Origin of the sequence: Psychromonas aquatilis (genome assembly GCF_038155185.1) — a bacterium.
GTDB lineage: Bacteria > Pseudomonadota > Gammaproteobacteria > Enterobacterales > Psychromonadaceae > Psychromonas > Psychromonas aquatilis.
This window is the reverse complement of sequence record NZ_JBAKAZ010000003.1, coordinates 60616-81613: the sequence shown is the minus strand read 5'-3', so window position 1 is coordinate 81613 and position 20998 is coordinate 60616. Positions and strand designations below refer to the sequence as shown.

The 20998-nt window shown below is 37.6% G+C and carries 15 protein-coding genes; 11 read left to right on the top strand and 4 right to left on the bottom strand.

Going from position 1 to position 20998, the window contains the following annotated elements:
* The first annotated feature begins 249 nt into the window (after positions 1-249).
* From V6256_RS01325 to V6256_RS01295, 7 genes are all read left to right on the top strand, one after another.
* A complete protein-coding gene (locus V6256_RS01325) occupies positions 250-3561 on the top strand; it encodes a transglutaminase family protein (RefSeq protein WP_341596184.1) in 3312 nt (1103 codons plus the stop codon).
* 101 nt (positions 3562-3662) lie between these two features.
* Positions 3663-6182 (top strand): circularly permuted type 2 ATP-grasp protein, encoded by a 2520-nt coding sequence (locus tag V6256_RS01320; RefSeq protein ID WP_341596183.1) that lies wholly within the window; start codon positions 3663-3665, stop codon positions 6180-6182.
* Positions 6179-7057 (top strand): transglutaminase family protein, encoded by an 879-nt coding sequence (locus V6256_RS01315; protein ID WP_341596182.1) that lies wholly within the window; start codon positions 6179-6181, stop codon positions 7055-7057. Before V6256_RS01320 ends, V6256_RS01315 begins: the two co-directional genes overlap by 4 nt.
* 61 nt (positions 7058-7118) lie before the next feature.
* Complete coding sequence (locus V6256_RS01310) at positions 7119-8573, top strand: circularly permuted type 2 ATP-grasp protein (protein ID WP_341596181.1); 1455 nt, start codon at positions 7119-7121, stop codon at positions 8571-8573.
* A 1-nt stretch (position 8574) separates the two neighbouring features.
* A complete protein-coding gene (locus V6256_RS01305; RefSeq protein WP_341596180.1) occupies positions 8575-9522 on the top strand; it encodes an alpha-E domain-containing protein in 948 nt (315 codons plus the stop codon).
* Between the two features lie 1171 nt (positions 9523-10693).
* Positions 10694-11041 carry a YidH family protein gene (locus V6256_RS01300; RefSeq protein WP_341596179.1) on the top strand — a complete coding sequence of 116 codons (348 nt, stop codon included), beginning with the start codon at positions 10694-10696 and terminating at the stop codon, positions 11039-11041.
* The gene (locus V6256_RS01295; RefSeq protein WP_341596178.1) at positions 11031-11387 is read left to right on the top strand and encodes a DUF202 domain-containing protein; all 357 of its coding nucleotides are present in this window, start codon (positions 11031-11033) and stop codon (positions 11385-11387) included. Before V6256_RS01300 ends, V6256_RS01295 begins: the two co-directional genes overlap by 11 nt.
* 48 nt (positions 11388-11435) lie before the next feature.
* Here V6256_RS01295 and V6256_RS01290 read toward each other — a convergent pair whose 3' ends face one another.
* The 3 genes from V6256_RS01290 to manD form a co-directional block, all read right to left on the bottom strand.
* The gene (locus tag V6256_RS01290; protein ID WP_341596177.1) at positions 11436-13178 is read right to left on the bottom strand and encodes a sodium:solute symporter family transporter; all 1743 of its coding nucleotides are present in this window, start codon (positions 13176-13178) and stop codon (positions 11436-11438) included.
* Between the two features lie 131 nt (positions 13179-13309).
* On the bottom strand, positions 13310-14428 hold the full coding sequence (locus tag V6256_RS01285; protein WP_341596176.1) for a Gfo/Idh/MocA family protein: 1119 nt from the start codon (positions 14426-14428) through the stop codon (positions 13310-13312).
* A 57-nt stretch (positions 14429-14485) separates the two neighbouring features.
* A complete protein-coding gene (gene manD / locus V6256_RS01280) occupies positions 14486-15703 on the bottom strand; it encodes a D-mannonate dehydratase ManD (protein ID WP_341596175.1) in 1218 nt (405 codons plus the stop codon).
* Positions 15704-15850: 147 nt separating this feature from the next.
* Between manD and V6256_RS01275 the strand changes: the two genes are divergently transcribed.
* From V6256_RS01275 to V6256_RS01260, 4 genes are all read left to right on the top strand, one after another.
* Positions 15851-16867: a LacI family DNA-binding transcriptional regulator gene (locus V6256_RS01275; protein ID WP_341596174.1), complete on the top strand. Its 1017-nt coding sequence runs from the start codon at positions 15851-15853 to the stop codon at positions 16865-16867.
* Positions 16868-17124: 257 nt separating this feature from the next.
* Positions 17125-17379, top strand: a complete 255-nt coding sequence (locus V6256_RS01270; protein WP_341596173.1) for a hypothetical protein — start codon at positions 17125-17127, stop codon at positions 17377-17379.
* Between the two features lie 81 nt (positions 17380-17460).
* On the top strand, positions 17461-17940 hold the full coding sequence (locus tag V6256_RS01265; RefSeq protein ID WP_341596172.1) for a hypothetical protein: 480 nt from the start codon (positions 17461-17463) through the stop codon (positions 17938-17940).
* 311 nt (positions 17941-18251) lie between these two features.
* Positions 18252-19364 carry an AI-2E family transporter gene (locus V6256_RS01260; RefSeq protein ID WP_341596171.1) on the top strand — a complete coding sequence of 371 codons (1113 nt, stop codon included), beginning with the start codon at positions 18252-18254 and terminating at the stop codon, positions 19362-19364.
* Between the two features lie 130 nt (positions 19365-19494).
* On the opposite strand, the gene V6256_RS01255 is transcribed toward V6256_RS01260, so the two are convergent.
* On the bottom strand, positions 19495-20844 hold the full coding sequence (locus V6256_RS01255) for a sigma-54 interaction domain-containing protein (RefSeq protein WP_341596170.1): 1350 nt from the start codon (positions 20842-20844) through the stop codon (positions 19495-19497).
* Positions 20845-20998 lie beyond the last annotated feature (154 nt).

Genomic DNA, 20998 nt, shown 5'->3' with positions numbered 1-20998 from the left:
ATAGGAATGAGGCTGTTTTTAGTGCTATTTTGGTGCACCTTTGCACCATGAAAATGAGCAATGGAATGTTTTATCGCGTGATCTTGAATATTGTCTGCTGTATTAACTTATTTATTCTGAAATTAAGTTAAAAACTCATCTTTTCTTATTAAAGTAATGTGGAATGAATTTTGCAGAAATAAGCGTAAAACCAAGGAATATTTTTTATGTAGGCTAACCTAAGCCAACATTATCATAGGGGATTTATTAATGACAATTACAGTTGGTATTGCACACCATACCCAATATAAATACGACCGTCCTGTTAATATGGGACCACATATATTCCGTTTACGTCCTGCACCACACAGTCGTACCAAAATAAAAAGCTATTCTATAAAAATCATTCCAGAAGACCATTACATTAATTGGCAACAGGATCCTTTTGGTAACTATCAAGCGCGAGTTGTATTTAATAAACCAACCACTGAGTTCAGTTTTACTGTCGATCTTGTTGCTGAATTAACTGTCATTAACCCATTTGATTTCTTTTTAGAAGAGTATGCAGAAGAATTCCCATTTAAGTATGATTCTGTTCTCAAAGCGGAACTCGCTCCTTATCTAAAAAAACGTAAAGCCAGCCCTAAACTGCAAGAGCTTATCGATTCTTTCAAATCTGAAGATAAAGAACGAAGTGTTGATTTCTTAGTAAAAGTAAATCAGGCCATTTATGAATTGGTCGGTTATGGGATTCGCTTAGAGCCAGGTGTACAAACACCGAATGAGACAATGAGCAAAGGTACTGGATCATGCCGTGATTCTGCTTGGTTACTGGTTCAGATATTCCGTCATCTAGGTCTCGCTGCACGATTCGTTTCTGGGTACTTAGTACAATTAACATCGGATCAAAAACCATTAGATGGCCCAAGTGGTCCTGAAGAAGACTTTACTGACTTACATGCATGGACTGAAGTTTATATTCCTGGTGCGGGTTGGATTGGTCTTGATCCTACCTCTGGTTTATTTGCAGGTGAAGGGCACATTCCATTGGCTTGTACTCCTGAGCCAAGTTCAGCGGCGCCTGTTACAGGCGGAATTGATGATTGTAAATCAGAGTTTAGTTTTTACAATAAAGTAACACGCGTACACGAAGACCCTCGTGTTACTAAGCCTTATTCTGAAGCACAATGGTCTGCGATTAACCGTTTAGGCCAACAAGTTGATAGTGCTTATGAAGAAGAAGGTATCCATTTAACCATGGGTGGAGAGCCGACTTTCATATCCATTGATGATATGGAACATCCACAATGGAATACAGAAGCAGACGGTAAAGAGAAGCGTGTATTAGCTCAAAATTTATTTGTTGAGATGAACAAGGTCTTTACTAAGGGTGGTTTCACTCATTATGGTCAAGGTAAATGGTATCCAGGTGAACCTTTACCGCGCTGGCAATATGCTGCGTACTGGCGTAAAGATGGTGTTGCGCTGTGGAAAGACTCAAATTTACTTGCCGATCCGAATAAAGATTATGGTTTTGACCATACTGATACTAAAAAATTCGCAGAAAAACTCAGTGTTGCAGTAGGCCTTAATAAAAAAGCTTTAACCACTGCTTATGAAGATATTTTGTACCATTTATGGCAGGAAGGTTCATTGCCAACGGAAGCTGGGCCTAAACAACCTGAACTACTGCATGCAATGAGTCGTAAAGGTTTCTTGAAAAAAATGGAGCAGGGGATAGAGAAGCCTGTTGGGTATGTTCTACCATTGCAATGGAATGATAGCAAAAATTGCTGGCAGTCTTGTGTATGGGAGTTTAAACGTGAACATTGCTTCTTATTACCAGGTGAATCACCATTAGGTTATCGTTTACCGCTAGATAGCCTACAGTGGAGCGAGAATATTATTGATCGTGATCCCTTTGATATTCCTGAAAAATTTGGAAAAAGCAAAAAGATCAAGAAAGGTATTATTGGTTCTGAAGTGATCAGAACTGCGATGGCACTTGAAGTGCGTGATGGTCGCTTATATATATTTATGCCACCAACCAGTCATTTTGAACATTACCTTGCTCTATTAAACGCAATTGAAGGCGTTGCAGAAGAGCTATCAATGCCGGTTGTCATTGAAGGTTATAGTCCACCAAAAGATAGTCGTGTTGAAAAATATGCAGTAACACCGGATCCAGGTGTCATTGAAGTGAATATTCACCCTTCAACATCATGGATACAGCTAGTTGAACGTACTACAACGTTATATGGTTTAGCCAAGCAGTGTCGTTTAGGAACGGATAAATTTATGGCCGATGGCCGCCATACTGGAACCGGTGGTGGTAACCACGTTACCTTAGGTGGTGAAACGCCAGAGCAAAGCCCATTCTTGCGTCGTCCGGATATCCTACGAAGCTTCATAACATATTGGCAACATCACCCTGGGTTATCATATCTATTCTCTGGTCTATTTATTGGACCAACAAGTCAAGCCCCACGTGTTGATGAAGCACGAGATGAGGTTTTATATGAGTTAGAGATTGCTTTCTCTCATATGCCTGAAGGTGAAGTACCAGAGCCTTGGTTAGTGGATAGATTGTTACGTAACTTATTAGTTGATTTAACTGGTAATACACATCGTGCAGAATTCTGTATTGATAAATTATATTCACCAGATTCATCAACCGGGCGTTTAGGTATTGTGGAGTTTAGGGGATTTGAAATGCCCCCACATGAGCGAATGAGTTTAGTGCAAATGTTATTATTGCGTACTTTACTTGCTTGGTTCTGGAAGAAGCCTTACCACAAGCCATTGGTCCGTTGGGGTACAGAGTTACATGATAAGTTTTTATTACCACAATATGTTGAAAATGATTTAGCTGAAATTACCCGAGATTTACAACAAGCTGGTTTTGCATTCCAACTAAGTTGGTTAGATCCATTCTTTGAATTTAGGTTCCCAGTATGTGGCACCCGTGAACTTGATAATGTGACGCTTGAATTAAGAACTGCGATTGAGCCTTGGCACGTATTGGGTGAAGAGGCAAGTGCTTCAGGTACTGCTCGTTACGTTGATTCATCGTTAGAGCGTGTACAAATTAAAGTGATTGGGGCAATCAGCGACCGCTATATTGTTACCTGTAATGGTCGTCGTGTTCCGTTAAAATCTGTTAAAGGTAAAGCAACGGATGAAAAAGTAGCGGGTATACGTTACCGAGCATGGCAACCGCCAACAGCATTGCACCCTACAATCGGGGTACATGCACCATTAACATTCGATCTTATCGATACGTGGGAAGGTCGTTCGCTAGGTGGATTTGTTTATCATGTAAGTCATGCTGGTGGTCGTAATCCTGAAACATTACCTGTTAATGCTTTTGAAGCTGAAGGGCGAAGAGTCGCACGTTTCTGGGAGCATGGGCATACACCAGCATTATTGGCATCTGATGAGCCTAGTTGGAGCCCGTCGGCTGTTACTCGCACTTTTACATCTGCTAATAATGTTAGTGAGTTTGTTGTACCGGAAGATGAAAGTATTAATGAAGATTACCCAAATACTTTAGATTTACGTCGACAACCTAACTTTAAATAACACTCAATACTGGTATCATCCTATTTTAAGCTTTTAAAGTAGGATGATCCTTATCCTTTTATGTCTTTTTTACGACCTCTAATCAATGGAGCAATTTCAGCTTGTATATTAACGAGAATAACATATCGAATTTGCCTGAATGGTTAACTTCATACTTAAATAAATTACATGGTAATGATGAATTATTTAATCATTGCGGCGAGAACCCAGAGCATTGGGACTCTCTATTTAATCGTTTATCAAATTTAACGGCTGATGATATTAGTGCTCGAGCGACTGAAATAAGCCAATTATTACAAAATGGCAATATAAAAAATGAAGCTAATCAAAAGTGCCATTTTGATCCATTACCGCTTATGTTTTCTGAAGCGGATTGGACTTTACTAGTAAAAGGCATTAAACAACGAACAACCTTGTTAAATAAAATACAAGAAGATATATATGGTGAACAAAAGTTATTAATAGATGGCCATATTTCTGCTAAAAGATTATATCAAGATAAAAATTATTTAAGAGATGGTTTTAGCTTACCAAAAGATGAACTTAAACTATTTTTTACAGCATTGGATCTTTATCGCGCTCCAAATGGTCAGTTTAAAGTGTTATCTGATCACTGCCAATGCCCTTTAGGGCTCGGTTTATTAATGAAAAGCCGAATCATTGCGCGACGTGTCATGGCGGAAGAGTTTGCGGAATGTAATGTTCAGCAAATTAAAGGCTTTTTGAAAATATTCCAAAAGACCATTAATGAATATACGCAATATGTAGACGACCCGAGAATTGTGATTCTTACCCAAGGTATCGATGACCCGAACTATAATGAGCATGCTTTTTTATCAACTTATTTCGGATATACCTTAGTACAAAGTGCTGATTTAACTGTGCGTAATGGGGAGGTCTGTTTAAAATCATTACAAGGGCTGGGTAAAATAAACGTTATTTTACGTTGGTTGCCTGATCGCTGTATCGATTCTTTAGAGCAAACCGAATACTCATTACATGGTATTCCTGGCTTATTACAAGCTGTGAGAGAAGGCTCTGTTAAGGTATTAAACCCATTCGGTAGTGGTGTTTTAACCTCACCAGCATTGCAGTGTCACTTATCTGAATTATCAGAAATTGTACTGAATGAAAAACTTATTATCGATGAACCCGCTTATTATGATGTTGGGCAGGCAACAACATTAGATTGGCGGTTATTGGAACTAGCAAGTTATCAAGATAAAACATTTAAATTAGATGGTAGTATTGACGCTGAAAAAATTAGACAGCTGATCGCTAAGGATCCTGAACAATATTATTTCCAAGATAAACCTTTATTTAGCACCGCTCCTTTTTGGGATGGTAATCAACTTATTGCTAAACCAGTGGTTTTCCGTTGTTATGTATTAACCACAGAAAAAGGTATCGAGGTATTGCCCTCTGCCCTTTGTTTTTCTAATGAAGAGAGTAATGATCCAACAGCATCTGGTTGGATAAAAGATACTTGGATTAGTAATGCTGAGCATTTTGATGCTGATTATTTAACCTCGAGTATTCCGGTTAGGAAAAGAATGGACGTCACGCTTTTGGAAGGGGTTATTTCTAGCCGCACTGCTGAGCATCTATTCTGGCTGGGAAGGTATTTAGATCGTTGTGAAAGTACCATTCGTATCTTACGTATTTTTATTGATAAATCGACAGAGCTAGCGGTTTACCCTGATCCTCGACGTCAAAATATTGTTTCGCGTTTATTAAGTGCCATAAAATCTAAGCGTATTATTTACCCATATGTTGAATTACAGGATGAACTAGAAACGTTTAATATTGATGATGCCAAGCTAATGGCTTTTCAGTTATTAGCTGACGAACAGTGTGCTGGTAGCATTATTAATACTTTAAAATATTTATTTAATGCGGCATTACAAATACAAGAGTTATTATCTCCGGATAGTCGCCGCATCATGGACAATATTAACGAGCAGGTAGAAGTTTTAAAAACGATGACGCTCAATATTTCTACTCGTACTATGCAAACACGTCTAGATGATATTATCAGTGCTATCATGGCTTTTAATGGCTCTCTAGCGGATTGTATGCCTAATAGTAATGGTTGGTTCCTGTTGGATATGGGGCGTAGAATAGAACGCAGCTATCAAATTCTTTCTATTAGCTCTACTTTGTTAGTTGAAAAATTAGATGAGTCAGAAGAGTTAGGATTATTAGAAGCGGCATTAAGTTGCCAAGTTAGCCTAGTCACTCATAAACGTCGCTATAGAATGTATCAAAGCATTAGTACTGGGATTGAGCTGTTGTTATTGGATGCAGAGTATCCGCGTTCTTTATTATTTCAGTTAGAAAAAATTAATCAGCTTTGCCGGCACCTTCCTACTAAACGGCGACCAGGTGTAATAGCAGCCCATGAAAAAGCTATTCTATTATCTAAAACGAGTTGTTATGTGACGGAAAAAGACTACTTACAAGAAAGTGTTGATGGACGCCGTAAACAGCTCATTGAATTTAACCATAATATTCGTGCAAATTTAGAAACCTTTTGTGATGTGTTGTTATTACAATACTTTACACATACCAAAACGGCGACTAAATTGAATTGGACTAATATTGAGCAAGCTCAATCGTGAAATATAAAATAAAACATAAAACAACATATCAATATGCGGACTACGTTAGCCTATGCCAGAATCAGGCAAGGTTAACGCCTAAAACAAGCCGTGGTCAAATTTGCCACAACAGTAAGATAGAAATAGAACCACCGGTAAGTTATTTAAGACAATTTACTGATTATTTTAACAATAATGTGACAGCTTTTGAGATTGCAACACAACATAAAAAACTGACTGTCACTATGATTAGTGAAGTTGAGTTGTTAGGTGGAGCGAACAGTGATTTAAATAATCTTGATATGCCTTGGTTAAAAGTACGTGATTTATTAACCAAACCGAGTACTAAAGAGCTTTTAAAAACAGCTGAGTTTGTTCTACCGTCGATATTTACCCCTCTTGAAAAGGGTATTAAAGAATACGCCTTAAAGTCTTTTCCGCCTGAAGCTAATTTAATTGCAGGTTGCACTGACTTAATGGCACGAATTTTTCATGACTTTCAATATGATCCTGGTTTCACGACAATAAGTACACCTTTAAGTGTTGTTTTTGCACAAAAAAGGGGCGTTTGCCAAGATTTTGCACATTTTGCACTAGCTTGTTTAAGGAGTATCGGTTTAGCTGCAAGGTATGTGAGCGGATATATTGAAACTTTACCGCCAGAAGGCGAAGAGAAGCTAGAGGGAGCCGATGCAACTCATGCTTGGTTCTCTGTTTATCTTCCTAATTTTGGGTGGGTTGATTTTGATCCTACAAACGATGTGTTACCTAAAGAGCAGCATGTAACGTTAGCAGTGGGAAGGGATTTTTCTGATGTGACGCCATTAAAAGGGGTAGTATTCGGAGGAGGTTCTCAATTATTGGACGTTGCGGTGGATATGATTAGGTTGGAGTAATTATTTACAATTGAGTATCTAGCTCCATTAAAAGGAGTTAATGATGATAAGGCGAGAGTGCATGGAAATTGATTGGAAGGCGTATCAAACAAATGGTTTTTTTGATGAACTAATAGATGCCAAAGGGAATGTCCGGTCACATGGGCAACAATTAGCACAATTCTTCTCTAAATTATCAGGGGAAGAGTTAAAAACAGCACGTGCGGTAGCAGATTTAGCCATAAAAGAAATGGGAATCAGTTTTACCGTTTATAATGAAGGGAATATGATAGATAGAGCATGGCCTTTTGATATCATTCCTCGTACTATCAGTAAAAATGAGTGGCAGGGAGTTGAGGTAGGTTTAAAGCAGCGCGTTGAAGCATTAAACTTATTTATTGATGACCTTTATCACGACCAAAAAATAATAAAAGATGGTGTTTTTCCTAAAGGGCTATTAGAAAAATCAGTTAACTTTCGCAAACAATGCGTTGGCATTAATCCTCCCAATAAAATATGGGCGCATATTTGTGGTTCAGACTTAGTGCGAGATGGTAACGGCACTATGTTTGTACTAGAAGATAACTTACGAGTACCTTCTGGTGTGTCTTATATGCTTGAAAATCGCTCTGTAATGAAGCGTGTATTTCCTGAATTATTCGAACAAGTCTCTATTCTTCCTGTTGATGATTATCCTTCTCAGTTATTTGATATGTTATCGGCAATGTCTCCTCGTAAACAAGATAAACCTGAAGTGGTCGTTTTAACCCCAGGTGTTTTCAACTCAGCTTATTTTGAACACTGTTACCTAGCACAGGAAATGGGCTGTGAGCTTGTTGAAGGCCGTGATTTAGTTGTTGAAAATGATGACTGTGTTTATATGAGAACGATTGGCGGTCTACAACGCGTGGATGTCATTTACCGCCGAATTGATGATCTATTCTTAGACCCAGAAGCTTTTTTACCTGACTCTCAATTAGGTGTACCTGGTTTAATGCGTGCTTGGTCTAAAGGTAATGTTGCACTGGTCAATGCACCAGGTGCAGGGGTTGCAGATGATAAAGTTGTTTATGCTTATGTCCCTGAAATTATTAAGTATTATCTAGGTGAAGAAGCCAAAATAGCAAATGTACCTACCTTTAAATGCATGGATCCAAAAGAATGCGATCATGTAATTAAAAACATCGACAAATTAGTTGTTAAACCTGCCAATGAGTCAGGTGGTTATGGTCTTTTAGTTGGGCCTAAGTCAACCAAGAAACAACAACAGGAAACAATTGCTCAAATTAAAGCTGACCCAAGAAACTGGGTGGCTCAACCGACATTAGATTTATCGACAGTGCCTACTTTCGCGGATAACGTTCCCGATGGACGTCATGCAGATTTAAGGCCTTTTATTTTGTCATCAGGTCACGATACGCAAGTGACAACAGGTGGTTTGACTCGTGTGGCGATGACCAAAGGCTCACTTGTCGTTAACTCCTCACAGGGTGGTGGTAGTAAAGATACTTGGATTGTTGACGAGGAGGCTAAATAATATGCTAGCAAGAGTAGGTGAAACTTTATATTGGATGTCTCGTTACATCGAACGTGCGGAAAATGTTGCCCGCTTAATTAATGTTAATAATATGTTGATGATGGATTTACCGAAAGGTATCTCTACAGGTTGGGAGCCATTAATCGATATTATTGGCGCGCGTACCAATTTTCAAGAAAACCACAGTGATTTTTCTGAGTCTAAAGCATTAAGGTATTTATTGGTGGGGAAAGATAATTTTTCATCAATATTGAACTCTATTGTTTCTGCTCGTGAAAGTGCTCGAACTATTCGTGATGTTATACCGCGAGATATTTGGGAGCAAATCAATACACTTTATTACTATGTAAAAGACAACCAAAATGAAGGTTTAAGTAAGAGAGGGCGCTTTGCTTATCTTACTAAAATCATCGAGTCTTCACATAAAATATTTGGTAGTTTAGATGCCACCATTAACCATGATAAAGGCTATAACTTTCTGCGTTTCGGCTTAATGGTTGAACGTGCAGATATGACGTCTCGTATCTTAGATATACGATCAGCTTCTTTAATCACAGATGAAGGTGAAACTAAACCTTATGAAAATATACAATGGATTAGTTTGTTACGTTCTTTAAGTGCTTATCAAATGTATCGTCAAGAAATGGGGGTTCGTGTACAGCGATCAGATGTTATAGAGTTCATGATGCATAGTGATGTATTCCCACGCTCTATTATGTTTTGTTTACATCAAATGAAAGCGTTGATTGAGCCTCTACCAAAATCTGAATCGTTAACTCAATTAATCGATGAAACTATCAGCGAGTTAAAAAGTGAAGATGTTAGATCGCTTAAAAACGGTGTATTACATAAATATATCGATGATATACAGATTAAGTTAGCAAGTGTTCATAATGAACTTGCTGAATTATATTTCTTAAAAGCGCCAGTATTAGAAGACGTAGAATAAGCTTATAATGAGTGAGTAGATATCATTTCTACTCACTTTTTTTCCTTAACACCAACCACTTTATTTAACTAGCAGCTATAACCAAACAGTTAGATATTTTTCAAACTCGATAATGATTTTTACTGATTTGAATTCAAAGAACCCTACTTTAAATTCTTTTGTAAAAGCTCGACGTTTATTAGTCATGTGACACCTCATGTAAGTGATAATAATACCACCTTAAATGGTGTCTGAGATCATTAGAACACTAGAGTATCTATCTAAGCGAAGTAGTATTGACGTTCGCTTCGGGGCGGTGACTTTAGTCTCCTTGCTTGCATCAAAGTAAAAACCAAAACAAACGTCATCTAAGTAAAATGCAACAAGGTAAAGAGCGAAGTGCTATTGGCGTATCTACAAGGGAGGCTAAAAAAAGGAGTCGCAGAGCTTCTCCGCTCATGATACTAAGCTGACGCTGAATTCGCCCACCGCCCGGAAGTCAAAACAAGGTTCCTGAAAGTGAGCAGCACTAGCGTTAATAAATGGGTGAGTATCTATCTAACCTGAGTAGTATTGACGTTCGCTTCGGGGCGGTGACTTTAGTCTCCCTGCTTGCATTAAAATAAAAAACCAAAACAAATGTCATCTAAGTAAAATGCAACAAGGTAAAGAGCGAAGTGCTTTGTTTTATTGGCGCATCTACAAGGGAGGCTAAAATAAAGGAGTCGCAGAGCTTCTCCGCTCATGATACTAAGCTGACGCTTAATTCGCCCATCGCCCCAAAGTCAAGGCAAGATTTCTGAAACGAAGTCGCAGAGCTTCTCCGCTCATGATACTAAGCTGACGCTGAATTCGCTCACTGCCCCCAAGTCAAAATAAGGATCCTGAAAGTGAGTGGAACTAGCGTTAATAAATGGGTGAGTATCTATCTAAGCGAAGGCCTCAAGGGATAAAAAGTATGTGCTTTAGGGATTGGATGAAACTGACCAGTTAATTTTACAGATTGGTATTAAACATCAAATTAAATTATAACTATTGGTGTATCAATAAGTGTTTAAGTCCATTAATATTATTATTTTATTAATAATATGAGCCTTGTGTTAATAAAGTGAAAAGGACGAGTAAAAGCAGCTGTAGCGAGCAAGCTTCGCTGTTATTTTAGAGAGTAGTTCTGTGCATTGGAGTAAATTGAATGAAATGGACAAAACAAGGAAGTGCACCTGATTATCGGTTTTCATTAGCGAATGAGCGGACTTTTTTGGCTTGGATTAGAACATCATTAGCCTTTTTAGCGGCAGCAATTGGTTTAGATCAGCTCGCACCTAATTTGGCAACGCCAGCGGTGAGAGAAAGTGTTTCATTAGCATTATGTTTGTTTGCTGCTTTATTGGCTTGCTACGCGTATTTACGTTGGGCCGCTAATGAAAAAGCAATGCGTGCTAATGTTGATCTGCCTTATACAAAAGTATTGAGTTTGGTGAGTATTTTTATGACCATTGTTGCCTGCGTGACTATTTTGATGGTGATTAGTGCCATTTAAACGTAAAAGTAGGCGTCAAAATGAGCCAGGTCTACAACCAGAAAGAACCGCGTTATCATGGCAACGAACAATATTCTTGTTAGTGGGCGTGTCGATGTTGTTTTTTCGTTGGGGTTATGTTGAAAATGATTTTATTCTAATGGTAGGTAGTGCCGTTTTATTGTTGAGTAACTTAGGCCTTTGTATTTATGCTTATAAACGAAATTACTTTGATATCGACAGCACTATTATTACTTCCAAGGGCGCAATTCTGGTTAAAAAGTTACTCTGCTTTGACATTATATTTAGTGCACTTCTCTTTGCTTTCTCGATTTTATCTAAAAATATTGATAGCTACTTTAAATAAAAAAACCGAGTAAAGAATACACTCGGCTTAATGCGTTAAATATACGTGTTATATTGTGGTACTTTTTGCACTCTTTTTAAGAATCCAACCCAATAAAAAGATAGTTGCAGCACAAATTAAGAATACTGCTCTTCCCCATAAAGGATTTGGTATTATTATCATTGCAAGTAATCCAATGCCCATGCACATGACCATTGATCCTAATTTGTTACGTTGTTCTGCATCAACTTCATTTTGCTCAGAATCTGAAATAATAGGGGTTTCAACGTCTTTAAAGAACGCGATTGTTTCTGCTCTATATTCATCTTTTTCTTCTTTATAAAAGAGAGTTGTTGAAATAAAGAAACCAGCAGTCAGAATTAAATGTGCTGCAATAGTCAAGGTGATGCGCATTTCACTTGCTTCACGACGAGTTAATTCATCCATGCCTAACCAGTTTGCTACAACATCAGAAGTAATAACATCAGTCATTAACCATGATACAAACATACCAAAAATAACTGTTACCCATGGCGCCCATTTCGGTGTTTTCTTGAATAACATACCAAAGAATAATGGGACTAGTAATGGCACTTGAACCATTGTTGAAACAGACATCATGAGTTCAAAGAGGCTCATCTCTTTAAGAGAACTAAAGAAAATAGCGACAAAGATAACTAATACACCACTTACTAAACTAACAACTTTACCGACATTTAATAAATGTGCATCCGACACTCGTTTATTAGCAACAAGAGGTTGATAAACACTACGAACAAAAATGCCAGAGTTTCGGTTTAATGCTGAATCCATTGATGACATGGTTGCGGCAAATAAACCTGCTAGTAAAAGACCGATTGTCCCGATAGGCATCGCATTACGAGCGAAAACAAGGTAAACAGCATCTGCTGCTTTACCGCCAAGCTCTGGGTATGCACTTGCTGCATCGGGATAAAGTATTGCAGAAGCCCATGGTGGAATAAACCATATAATACTTCCTACGCCCATTAATACCATTGCTAATAAAGCGGCTTTTCTTGCGTTGTTTGTATCTTTTGCATTTAAAAAACGATAAGCATCTTGCATATTATTAATACTTTGTAATTGTTTAACTACAAAGAAAATAAATGAGCAAACAAGTAATAGGCCATAATTCATATCTGGACCCATAACAAAACCACTAGGGAATTCATGAATGATAACTGAGGGACCACCAACAGCAATGAGTGCTACGATTGCACAGGCAACGGAGATAACAGCAACGACCAATGTTTGTATGAAGTCAGAAGCAACTACTCCCCAGGCTCCTGAAATAACAGAAACAAGTAATACGGCTAGTCCTGTTGCTATAATTGTCATGACTAAATCTGCATTAAATACTGCACTAGCAAAAACACCTAATGCATTTAACCATACACCTGCATTAATAAAGCTAAACACTATCAATGCCCATGAAAAAAACTGTTCGTTTTGATTCCCAAAACGCCTTCTAATTCCTTCTGTAGGTGTATCTACTCGCATTTGACGAAAGCGGTGTGAGAAGTAAAGATAACCAAAAAAGTAAGCGAGTGTATTTGCTAAAAAGACTAAGGTGATAGCAAAACCATCAGTGAAGGCTTTACCTGCAGCACCGGTAAATGTCCAAGCAGAAAATTGGGTCATGAAAGCAGTGGAGCCAACCATCCACCATAACATTTTGCCGCCCCCCCTAAAGTAATCACTGGTGGAGCGGTTTGCCATTTTTTTAAAAACTACGCTGATAGCAACAATTAAGAAAAAGTAGCCTGCGATAACGAAATATTCATAAAACATATGTTTTCCCTAAACTTGATAATTTAATTAATCTAACTAAAATAGCAGTTCTATACAGGCCTACCTTTTAACTATAAATGTGGGCTTATTTTTTGCGACTGAGACTTTAGTAACTTTCGTGATAAATACGCTTAATCAGTATTACTACGAATTAAATCAATGATGTTTTGGTATTCAGAGCCTTCTTTGAAAGTTTGGTAAGGCTCTACCGGCTGTCCACTCACATCTTTTACTAATTTACTTGCTAAATAAGTCCAGCTGCGTTGCGTATCATCTTCAATTTTTGGTAATAAGTCAGAGATCGTGTTGGGCAATGGTATCTCTTTCCACTGTTTTGTTTCATCCCATAAATATAATGGGCCATTACCATAATGGCCTTTGATATAGATAGAGCCTTTACTACCATGGAAGACCAAGTGATCTTCATTGAAGCGTGGTACTAAACCACCATGTTTGAATAATACTGATACTGGGTTTGATGCAGGAAGGCGACTCTCAAGCTGCATTAGCACCGTATAAGACCATTCTACATTGCAATCTTTCCACTCTAATGACGGATCATTGATGTCTTTAGGTATAAAATTACGTCTTTCGATGAAGTTATGAACGCCTTCAACAACAGGGGCTTTAGGCATATCATTACGTACTTCACCCTTGATAGACAATATCTTATCTCCAATCACAGAAGTCACGATTGAAAGTAGATGTGTGAAGTTGTTATTAAGGCGACCGCCCCCATTTTCAATACGATGTGACCATCCAAATGGGATATTAGGATCTAGATTAAAGTGGGAAATACACTCAACTTCAGTCGGTTCACCAATAAGACCTTCTTCAATCATTTGTTTTGCTTGTATGATATGCGGCATATAACGGAAACTTGCAGCGAATGCTGTTTTGACATTTTTTGCTAGCGCAAGTTGGTATAATTCAGTTGCTGTTTCACCACTTTCTGTCATCGGTTTATCACAAAATACATGGCAGCCTGCATTAATTGCTTGTTTAATTGGTTCCACATGGGCGCCACCAGGTGTTGCGATTGAAACTATGTCTGGCTTGCAGGTTGTTAATGCTTGTTGCCAATCAGTGCCAAAATAGGGAATGTTTAGCTTTTGGGCAACGGCTTCAACAACACTTGGGGTACGACCGACAATTCCTACCACTTCAGCACCTGCGTCGCGAAAAGCTTGAGTATGCCCTTGACCTGCAAAGCCGGTACCGTGGATTAATACTTTCTTTTTAGTTGTCATTTTGATTCCTTTTGAATTTGTTTTATATTGCTTTAATAGAGCAACATTAGGTGCTGCTTACCAATGCCATAACGTTCCATCTTCTAAACGACTAACAGGCAAATAAGAGCGTTTATATTCATATTTTTCAGCTTCTTTTTCATCAAAATCAACGCCTAACCCTGGTGCGTCTTCAAGCATTATCATGCCATTTTCAAGTCGCATCCCATGTTTAAAAATCGTTTGTGATTGTGCATTTCCAAATCCAACAAACTCTTGAATACCAAAGTTTGTTGTCGATATATTAAGGTGCATATGTGCTGCGAAACAGATAGGTGATAGGTCAGGCGCACCATGAGGAGCAGTGCGAACGTTATAGATATCAGCAAAGCTGGCTATTTTTTTCAATGCAGTTATTCCCCCTGCATGTGTAGCAGCCACGCGAATATAGTCTATTAATTGATTTTGAATTAAGTCTTTGCAGTCCCATACCGTGTTGTACGTTTCACCGATCGCGAGTGGGGTGCTGGTATGGTGACGAATTATTTTGTAGTTACCTTGGTTTTCTGCCATTGAAGCATCTTCTAAAAATAAAAGGTTATATGGCTCTAACATTTTACCTAAACGAGCAGACTCTATTGGTGTTAAACGGCTATGTACATCATGTAAAAACTCAATATCATCACCAAAGCGCTCACGTGCTTTTTTAAATAACTCAGGCACTAATTTAAAGTATTTAGCGGTAGACCACTCTTGTTCTGGTGGTAGCGGGCGAGTACCTTGTAATTCGAAATAGTCTTTTTTATCAGCCAATACGCCATAGGTTTCTTTTAAGCCTGGAATAGCAGATTGTAATCTAATCGCTTTAAAACCTTGGTCAATGCACTCTTGTACTTTATCTAATGTGTCATCAATGTCGACACCATTTGCATGTGCATATAAGTTAATACCATGGCGGCACTTTCCACCTAACAGTTGATACACGGGTAAGCCTGCGACTTTACCTTTAATATCCCATAATGCCATATCAATAGCGGCTACTGAAGCCATTGTGATTGCACCACGACGCCAGTAAACACCACGATATAAATACTGCCAGATATCTTCGATGGAATGCGCATCACGACCAATTAAACAAGGTACCACGTGTTCTTCTAAATAGGTCACAACCGCTAACTCTCGTCCGTTGACTGTTGCATCCCCTAAACCGTAAGTACCATCTTCGGTGATGACTTTAACGGTAACAAAATTTCTGCCTGGATTGGTTACAAAAACTTTGATCTCTTTAATCTTCATTATCTACTCCACCTTTGTATTTTTTAGGGTTTATTTAGTATTCTTGTAAATCGATTTAGTAAATCGGTTTACTTGTTAAGTCTATGGGATCTGTTTAGAATGTCAATCAACCCTATTTGATATACTTAACAAATTATAAAAACTGAAATGACTAAACCAAGAATTATTGATGTAGCAAACCAAGCTGGTGTTTCAAAAAGCACTGTATCGCAGTATTTGAATGGTCGTTTTGGTCATATGTCGGTGTCGACGAAAGAAAAGATTCGCATGGCTATTGCCGAGTTGGATTATGTACCTAACCCGATTGCGAGAAGTCTTAAAAGTGATAAAACTAAGACCATTGGCGTAGTAGTCAGAGATATTAGTGGTTTTAATACGAGTCGAGTATTACGTGGTATTGATGACTACTGTAAAAAAAGCAACTACAACGTATTGATCTATAATACCGACTTTAATGAAACGGTAGAAAGGCGGTCTTTAATAACGTTAAAGCAGATGCGTGTTGATGGCATTATCATTACCTCTACAGGGAAAAATATTGACCTGATTAATGAGTATCTTGCTTCAGGTTTCCCTATTGTGCAATTTCAGCTGGAATATGAAAACTGCCACAGCAACATTGTTTTATCGGATTACCGCGGAGGAGCAGAGAAAGCCACTGAGCACTTAATTAAATTAGGTCATCAGCGCATTGCTTTTTTAACTCAGCCTTTTGAGGGAAATTTATCGAGAACAGAGCGCTATCAAGGATACTGTGATGCACTTAAAGCTTACAAGATTGAACACGATCCAAGTTTAATTCAATATTGGCAGCGAGATTATGGCTTTAAGGTGTCTCCGATAGATACTCTCAAGAGAGATAATGCACCTACTGCTTTTTTTACACAGCATTTGGCGATCACCACTGATTTGTTAAAGCAATTACACCAAGCTGATATACGCATTCCAGAACAGGTTTCTATTGTAGGCTTTGATGAAATACCAATGGTAGAGATGTTTAAGGTACCCGTTACTGTTGTTCAACAAGACCCTTACCGATTAGGAGAAGAGTCAGCAACTTTATTATTAGAGAATTTACACGCTAAAGTCAGTGGTGTAGAAGCTAAAAAAGTGGTTATCCCTTGTAACTTAGTGATCAGAGATTCTTGCCAATCTCTCGATTAACTACCTCTTATCCCCTATTAAGTAGTTTTTACCTATTGAAATTTTAATACCCTGTAAAAACTACATGAATCACATCCCTTTATTATTTTAATTTATCAAAAAAATAAAATAAATCGTTTATTATCAATAATTTGTGTTTTTGGCATGAGATTCGCATTGTTTATATTGAATCACGAAAAGAGTGGTTACTGAGCAACTTCATTTACTCGTTGTCAGCTTAGTATCTGTTTTAAACTTGAACAAAAGGAGAATAAACAATGCCTACAGCAAAGACTAAAACTCAAACTCAAGAAGCACAAACTAAAGCAGAAGAAGCATTTCACTCAGCAGAAGAGGCTGTACTAGAAAGCGTTGATACCCTAAAAAAACAGGCTAAAGACTCTTTAGAGGATAGTTCAGAAAAGATTAAGTCTGCAAGTTTAAAAGCTGAAAATGTAATTAAAGAGCGTCCTTTATTAAGTATAGGGTGTGCATTCTTAGCAGGCTGGGCCGTTTCAAAAATATTAAAATAATCATTACCTACTAAGCCCCTTGAGAGGGGCTCTTTTAGTTTATTTTTGCAAATCGATATAATGGATTACGACGGAGGAACGATGGACACTAACGATTTGAGTGATAAAAATAATACCTCTGAAGAAAGTCATTTAAATGAACCATCAAATGCACAAAAAATCCAAGATAAGTTTGATGAGATATCAAACTTAGTTGATCAATTATCGCAAACATTACAAGAAATTGGCGGATGGTCACAATCTACGTTACAGCTGTTTTTTATGGAATGGTTACGTAATGTTGCAGCAGCAAAAAAGATACTCGTTTGTCAGATACTTTTTATCCCTCTAATTATTCTATTTATTTTTAGCTTATGTGTCTCTATTGGTATTGTTTTTTACAGTATTACAGGACATTTATTGATTGGAGTGGCGAGTTTTTTAATCGCATTTTCAGCTGTGTTATTAGCGTTGTTTTTTTGGCAAAAACACCTATTACGCTTTTTAGGTTTTAAACAAACAATTTCTCAAGTTAAGGAAGGAATGGATGTCATCTCTAAAGCAACTAAATCGTTCGATTAAGTTAAAAAGGTTAGAAGGTAGTGATGCAGCTAGGCGCTGCCAGCTAAGTCTAAATATCTTCTTATACAGTGTTCATAAACAAACTAAAGCACATCCATGGATCGCACCGATTGGTGCTTTTTTTAGTGTCTTTATTTTTTCAAAATACACTAGGAAAATAAGAACTTTTTACCCCTTAGCCTCACTCGGCGCTAATGTCTTCAAGCAATATCAAGATACCAAGAAGTAGCCTTCGTTACTGGATTAACCTGTCATTGAGCATTTTAATTGTTTATAAGTAATCGTTGGTTAAGCATAAAGGAAATACTACTTTGAAAGATAAGTTGAATAAAGAAGCATTAGACCATTCAGAAAACCACGTCTCATTGGATAACTCACTACAACTTGAAACTGATACCTATAGACTTTATCAAGCTGGATTTTGGTTCATTTTATGCTTGGTATTACTGGTTACCTTGTATTTTGCTAAAGGCATTTTATTACCCATTATTATCAGTTCATTTATTGCATTATTATGTAGCCCCCTAGTTAATTATTTACAGAGAATAGGCGTTCCGAGAACAATCGGGGTGTTGTCCGTTATTTTTTGTATGGTGGGATTATTGTACGGAGGTGTATCCGTATTAATTGAACCCGCCCAGCAGTGGTGGTTAAAGTTGCCGTCATTAGTGAAGGATTTATCTCAAGAAATCACTAACATGACAAACAGTAATAGCATTAATGCTGCAGTAAGTAGTGACCTAGTTAGTGGTAATAATGTTGGAGAACTTAAAAGTAATACGTTGCTTTCATTGGTAAAAAGTATCGCAATAGCAACACCTTCAATGCTTACACAGTTGATGATTGCACTATTTATGTCTTACTTTATGCTGAGTTACGGCAGACAGTTATTTACTGGCTTTCTGATGCAATTTGATAGCTTTTCCGATAAGCGTAAAACTGTCGATTTGATTAGGTCAATTCAAAAAGATATTTCTCGTTATATTGGCACGGTTACTTTAATCAACTTTGGCTTAGGGCTTGTTGTTGGTTCTGTGTTCTTTTTATTTGGAGTCGAAGACCCATTTTTATGGGGAGCAATAGCTGCGGTACTCAATTTCGCCCCTTACTTAGGTCCCTTGATTTCAATGATTTGTTTCGCCGTGATCACTTATGTACAGTTTGATTCAGCGAGTTTTACATTCATTATTATTAGTACTTATTTATTAATTAATATGCTTGAAAGTCAGTTTGTTACGCCAACCTTATTGGGCAAACGTTTTAACTTAAACCCATTAGTTATTTTTATTTGGTTAATTTTATGGGGATGGATTTGGGGAAGTATGGGAATGCTAATTGGTGTGCCTTTGCTGGTTTGTCTAAGTACCTTACTGGAAGGTTTGGATATTTTTGGTCGAAGCCACCTTATTCTAAGAGAAAGATAGTAGGGTTCTAAGAAAAAGGTAATAGGGTTTTAATAAAAAGATTACAGCGTTTTTTAACAATATTTTTATTGATATTTTCCTGCTAGCGACATAAATAAAGTCGCTAGCAGGAATCTATAAAAGGTTGATATTAATCGGCTTCTACTTCGTATTTATCAAGTTTGTTGTATAAGGTTTTAACACTAATACCAAGTTCTTGAGCGGTTTTAGTTTTATTACCTGAATTATTATCGAGATTAGTCACAATAGCTGCTTTTTCGATATCGACTAAAGTCATACCAATTGGAATTGAGTCTTCAACTTCTGATTCCGCATTTAAAGTAGGTGTTTCTGCGATAATATGCTCATCTTTAATCAATTCATCGGAAAGAATAAAAGCACGTTCAATGGTGTGTTTAAGTTCTCTTACATTACCTGGCCAATTATATGCTGCAATCTTATCTAAAGCAGATTGTAGAATACTTTTGGTTTGTCCTTCTTGTGCATTTTGATGAGCAATAAAGTGTTTTGCCAGTCCTGTAATATCATTGCCACGGTCTCTTAAAGGTGGCACGCTGACAGGAAAGTGCGCTAAACGAAAGAACAAATCTTCTCTGAATACTTGCTCTTCAATGGCTGTTTGCGGATCACGGTTCGTTGCGGCAATAATACGTACGTTGGCCAAATGTAATGTTTCGCCACCTACTCGGCGATATTCACCTGATTCTAGAACACGTAACAATTTAACTTGTTGTTCAAGAGGCATTTCTGTTATTTCATCTAAAAATAACGTCCCACCTTCAGCTTGTTTAAATACCCCATAATGAGATTGATCCGCACCAGTAAAGGCGCCTTTATGGTGCCCAAATAATTCACTATCAATCAGTTCAGGACTAATTGCACCACAGTTAATGGCGATAAAAGGTTGTTGATTACGCTCACTCGCTTGGTGAATTGTTTGCGCAACCAGTTCCTTACCCGATCCACTTTCTCCAATAATAAAGACCGATGCTTCTGTTTTAGCAACGCGTCTTAATACTCGATATAGTTTATGCATAGGAGCTGAAGAACCCACTAATAAACCAAATTGGTCTAAGTCACTGGTTGATATTCTTTCGCCTAAATAACCTTTTGATTGGTGTGATTGACGTAAGTCTTGCAACGTATCAACTAAGATATTGATATCAATAGGCATTCGGTAATGAAAAATAGCGCCGAGTTGCATTAACTTATCTAAACTTGAGTTAGGTTTTCCTGAACTGATTAAAATCAAATCCATAGAGTTTAAAGCATCAAGTTTAGAAAGTGCTTCATAATCAGCATCGGTAAACGTATTAAAACCGACAATGGCAACATCAGGTTTATGGATTTCTATTTGAGATATCCAATGCTCTCCTGAAGTTAGCTCAAGTTTATTAAAGTTTTTGAGTTCCGTGTTCTCTAATATAGATTGTCGCAGAGACTCGTTTTGAACATCTAAGAGTAGGTCTAGTTTATGCATTATTTGCTCTCACGATAACGAAGCAATCGTTTAAATGTAATAGGGAAGATAGATCATCATCGCGATGCTAGAGACATTTGTCAATCTTATAATTTACAAAGGTTTGATTTATTGTAGGTAAAGAGGGAAGAAAGTATTTTTTTTGAGCAGATTA

Excerpts from the sequence above, each read along its gene's own strand:
- V6256_RS01290 (WP_341596177.1), bottom strand. The coding sequence starts at position 13,178 with ATGTTTTATGAATATTTCGTTATCGCAGGCTACTTTTTCTTAATTGTT.
- manD (WP_341596175.1), bottom strand. The coding sequence starts at position 15,703 with ATGAAGATTAAAGAGATCAAAGTTTTTGTAACCAATCCAGGCAGAAAT.
- V6256_RS01285 (WP_341596176.1), bottom strand. The coding sequence starts at position 14,428 with ATGACAACTAAAAAGAAAGTATTAATCCACGGTACCGGCTTTGCAGGT.
- V6256_RS01325 (WP_341596184.1), top strand. The coding sequence starts at position 250 with ATGACAATTACAGTTGGTATTGCACACCATACCCAATATAAATACGAC.
- V6256_RS01300 (WP_341596179.1), top strand. The coding sequence starts at position 10,694 with ATGAAATGGACAAAACAAGGAAGTGCACCTGATTATCGGTTTTCATTA.
- V6256_RS01270 (WP_341596173.1), top strand. The coding sequence starts at position 17,125 with ATGCCTACAGCAAAGACTAAAACTCAAACTCAAGAAGCACAAACTAAA.
- V6256_RS01310 (WP_341596181.1), top strand. The coding sequence starts at position 7,119 with ATGGAAATTGATTGGAAGGCGTATCAAACAAATGGTTTTTTTGATGAA.
- V6256_RS01255 (WP_341596170.1), bottom strand. The coding sequence starts at position 20,844 with ATGCATAAACTAGACCTACTCTTAGATGTTCAAAACGAGTCTCTGCGA.
- V6256_RS01275 (WP_341596174.1), top strand. The coding sequence starts at position 15,851 with ATGACTAAACCAAGAATTATTGATGTAGCAAACCAAGCTGGTGTTTCA.
- V6256_RS01305 (WP_341596180.1), top strand. The coding sequence starts at position 8,575 with ATGCTAGCAAGAGTAGGTGAAACTTTATATTGGATGTCTCGTTACATC.
- V6256_RS01265 (WP_341596172.1), top strand. The coding sequence starts at position 17,461 with ATGGACACTAACGATTTGAGTGATAAAAATAATACCTCTGAAGAAAGT.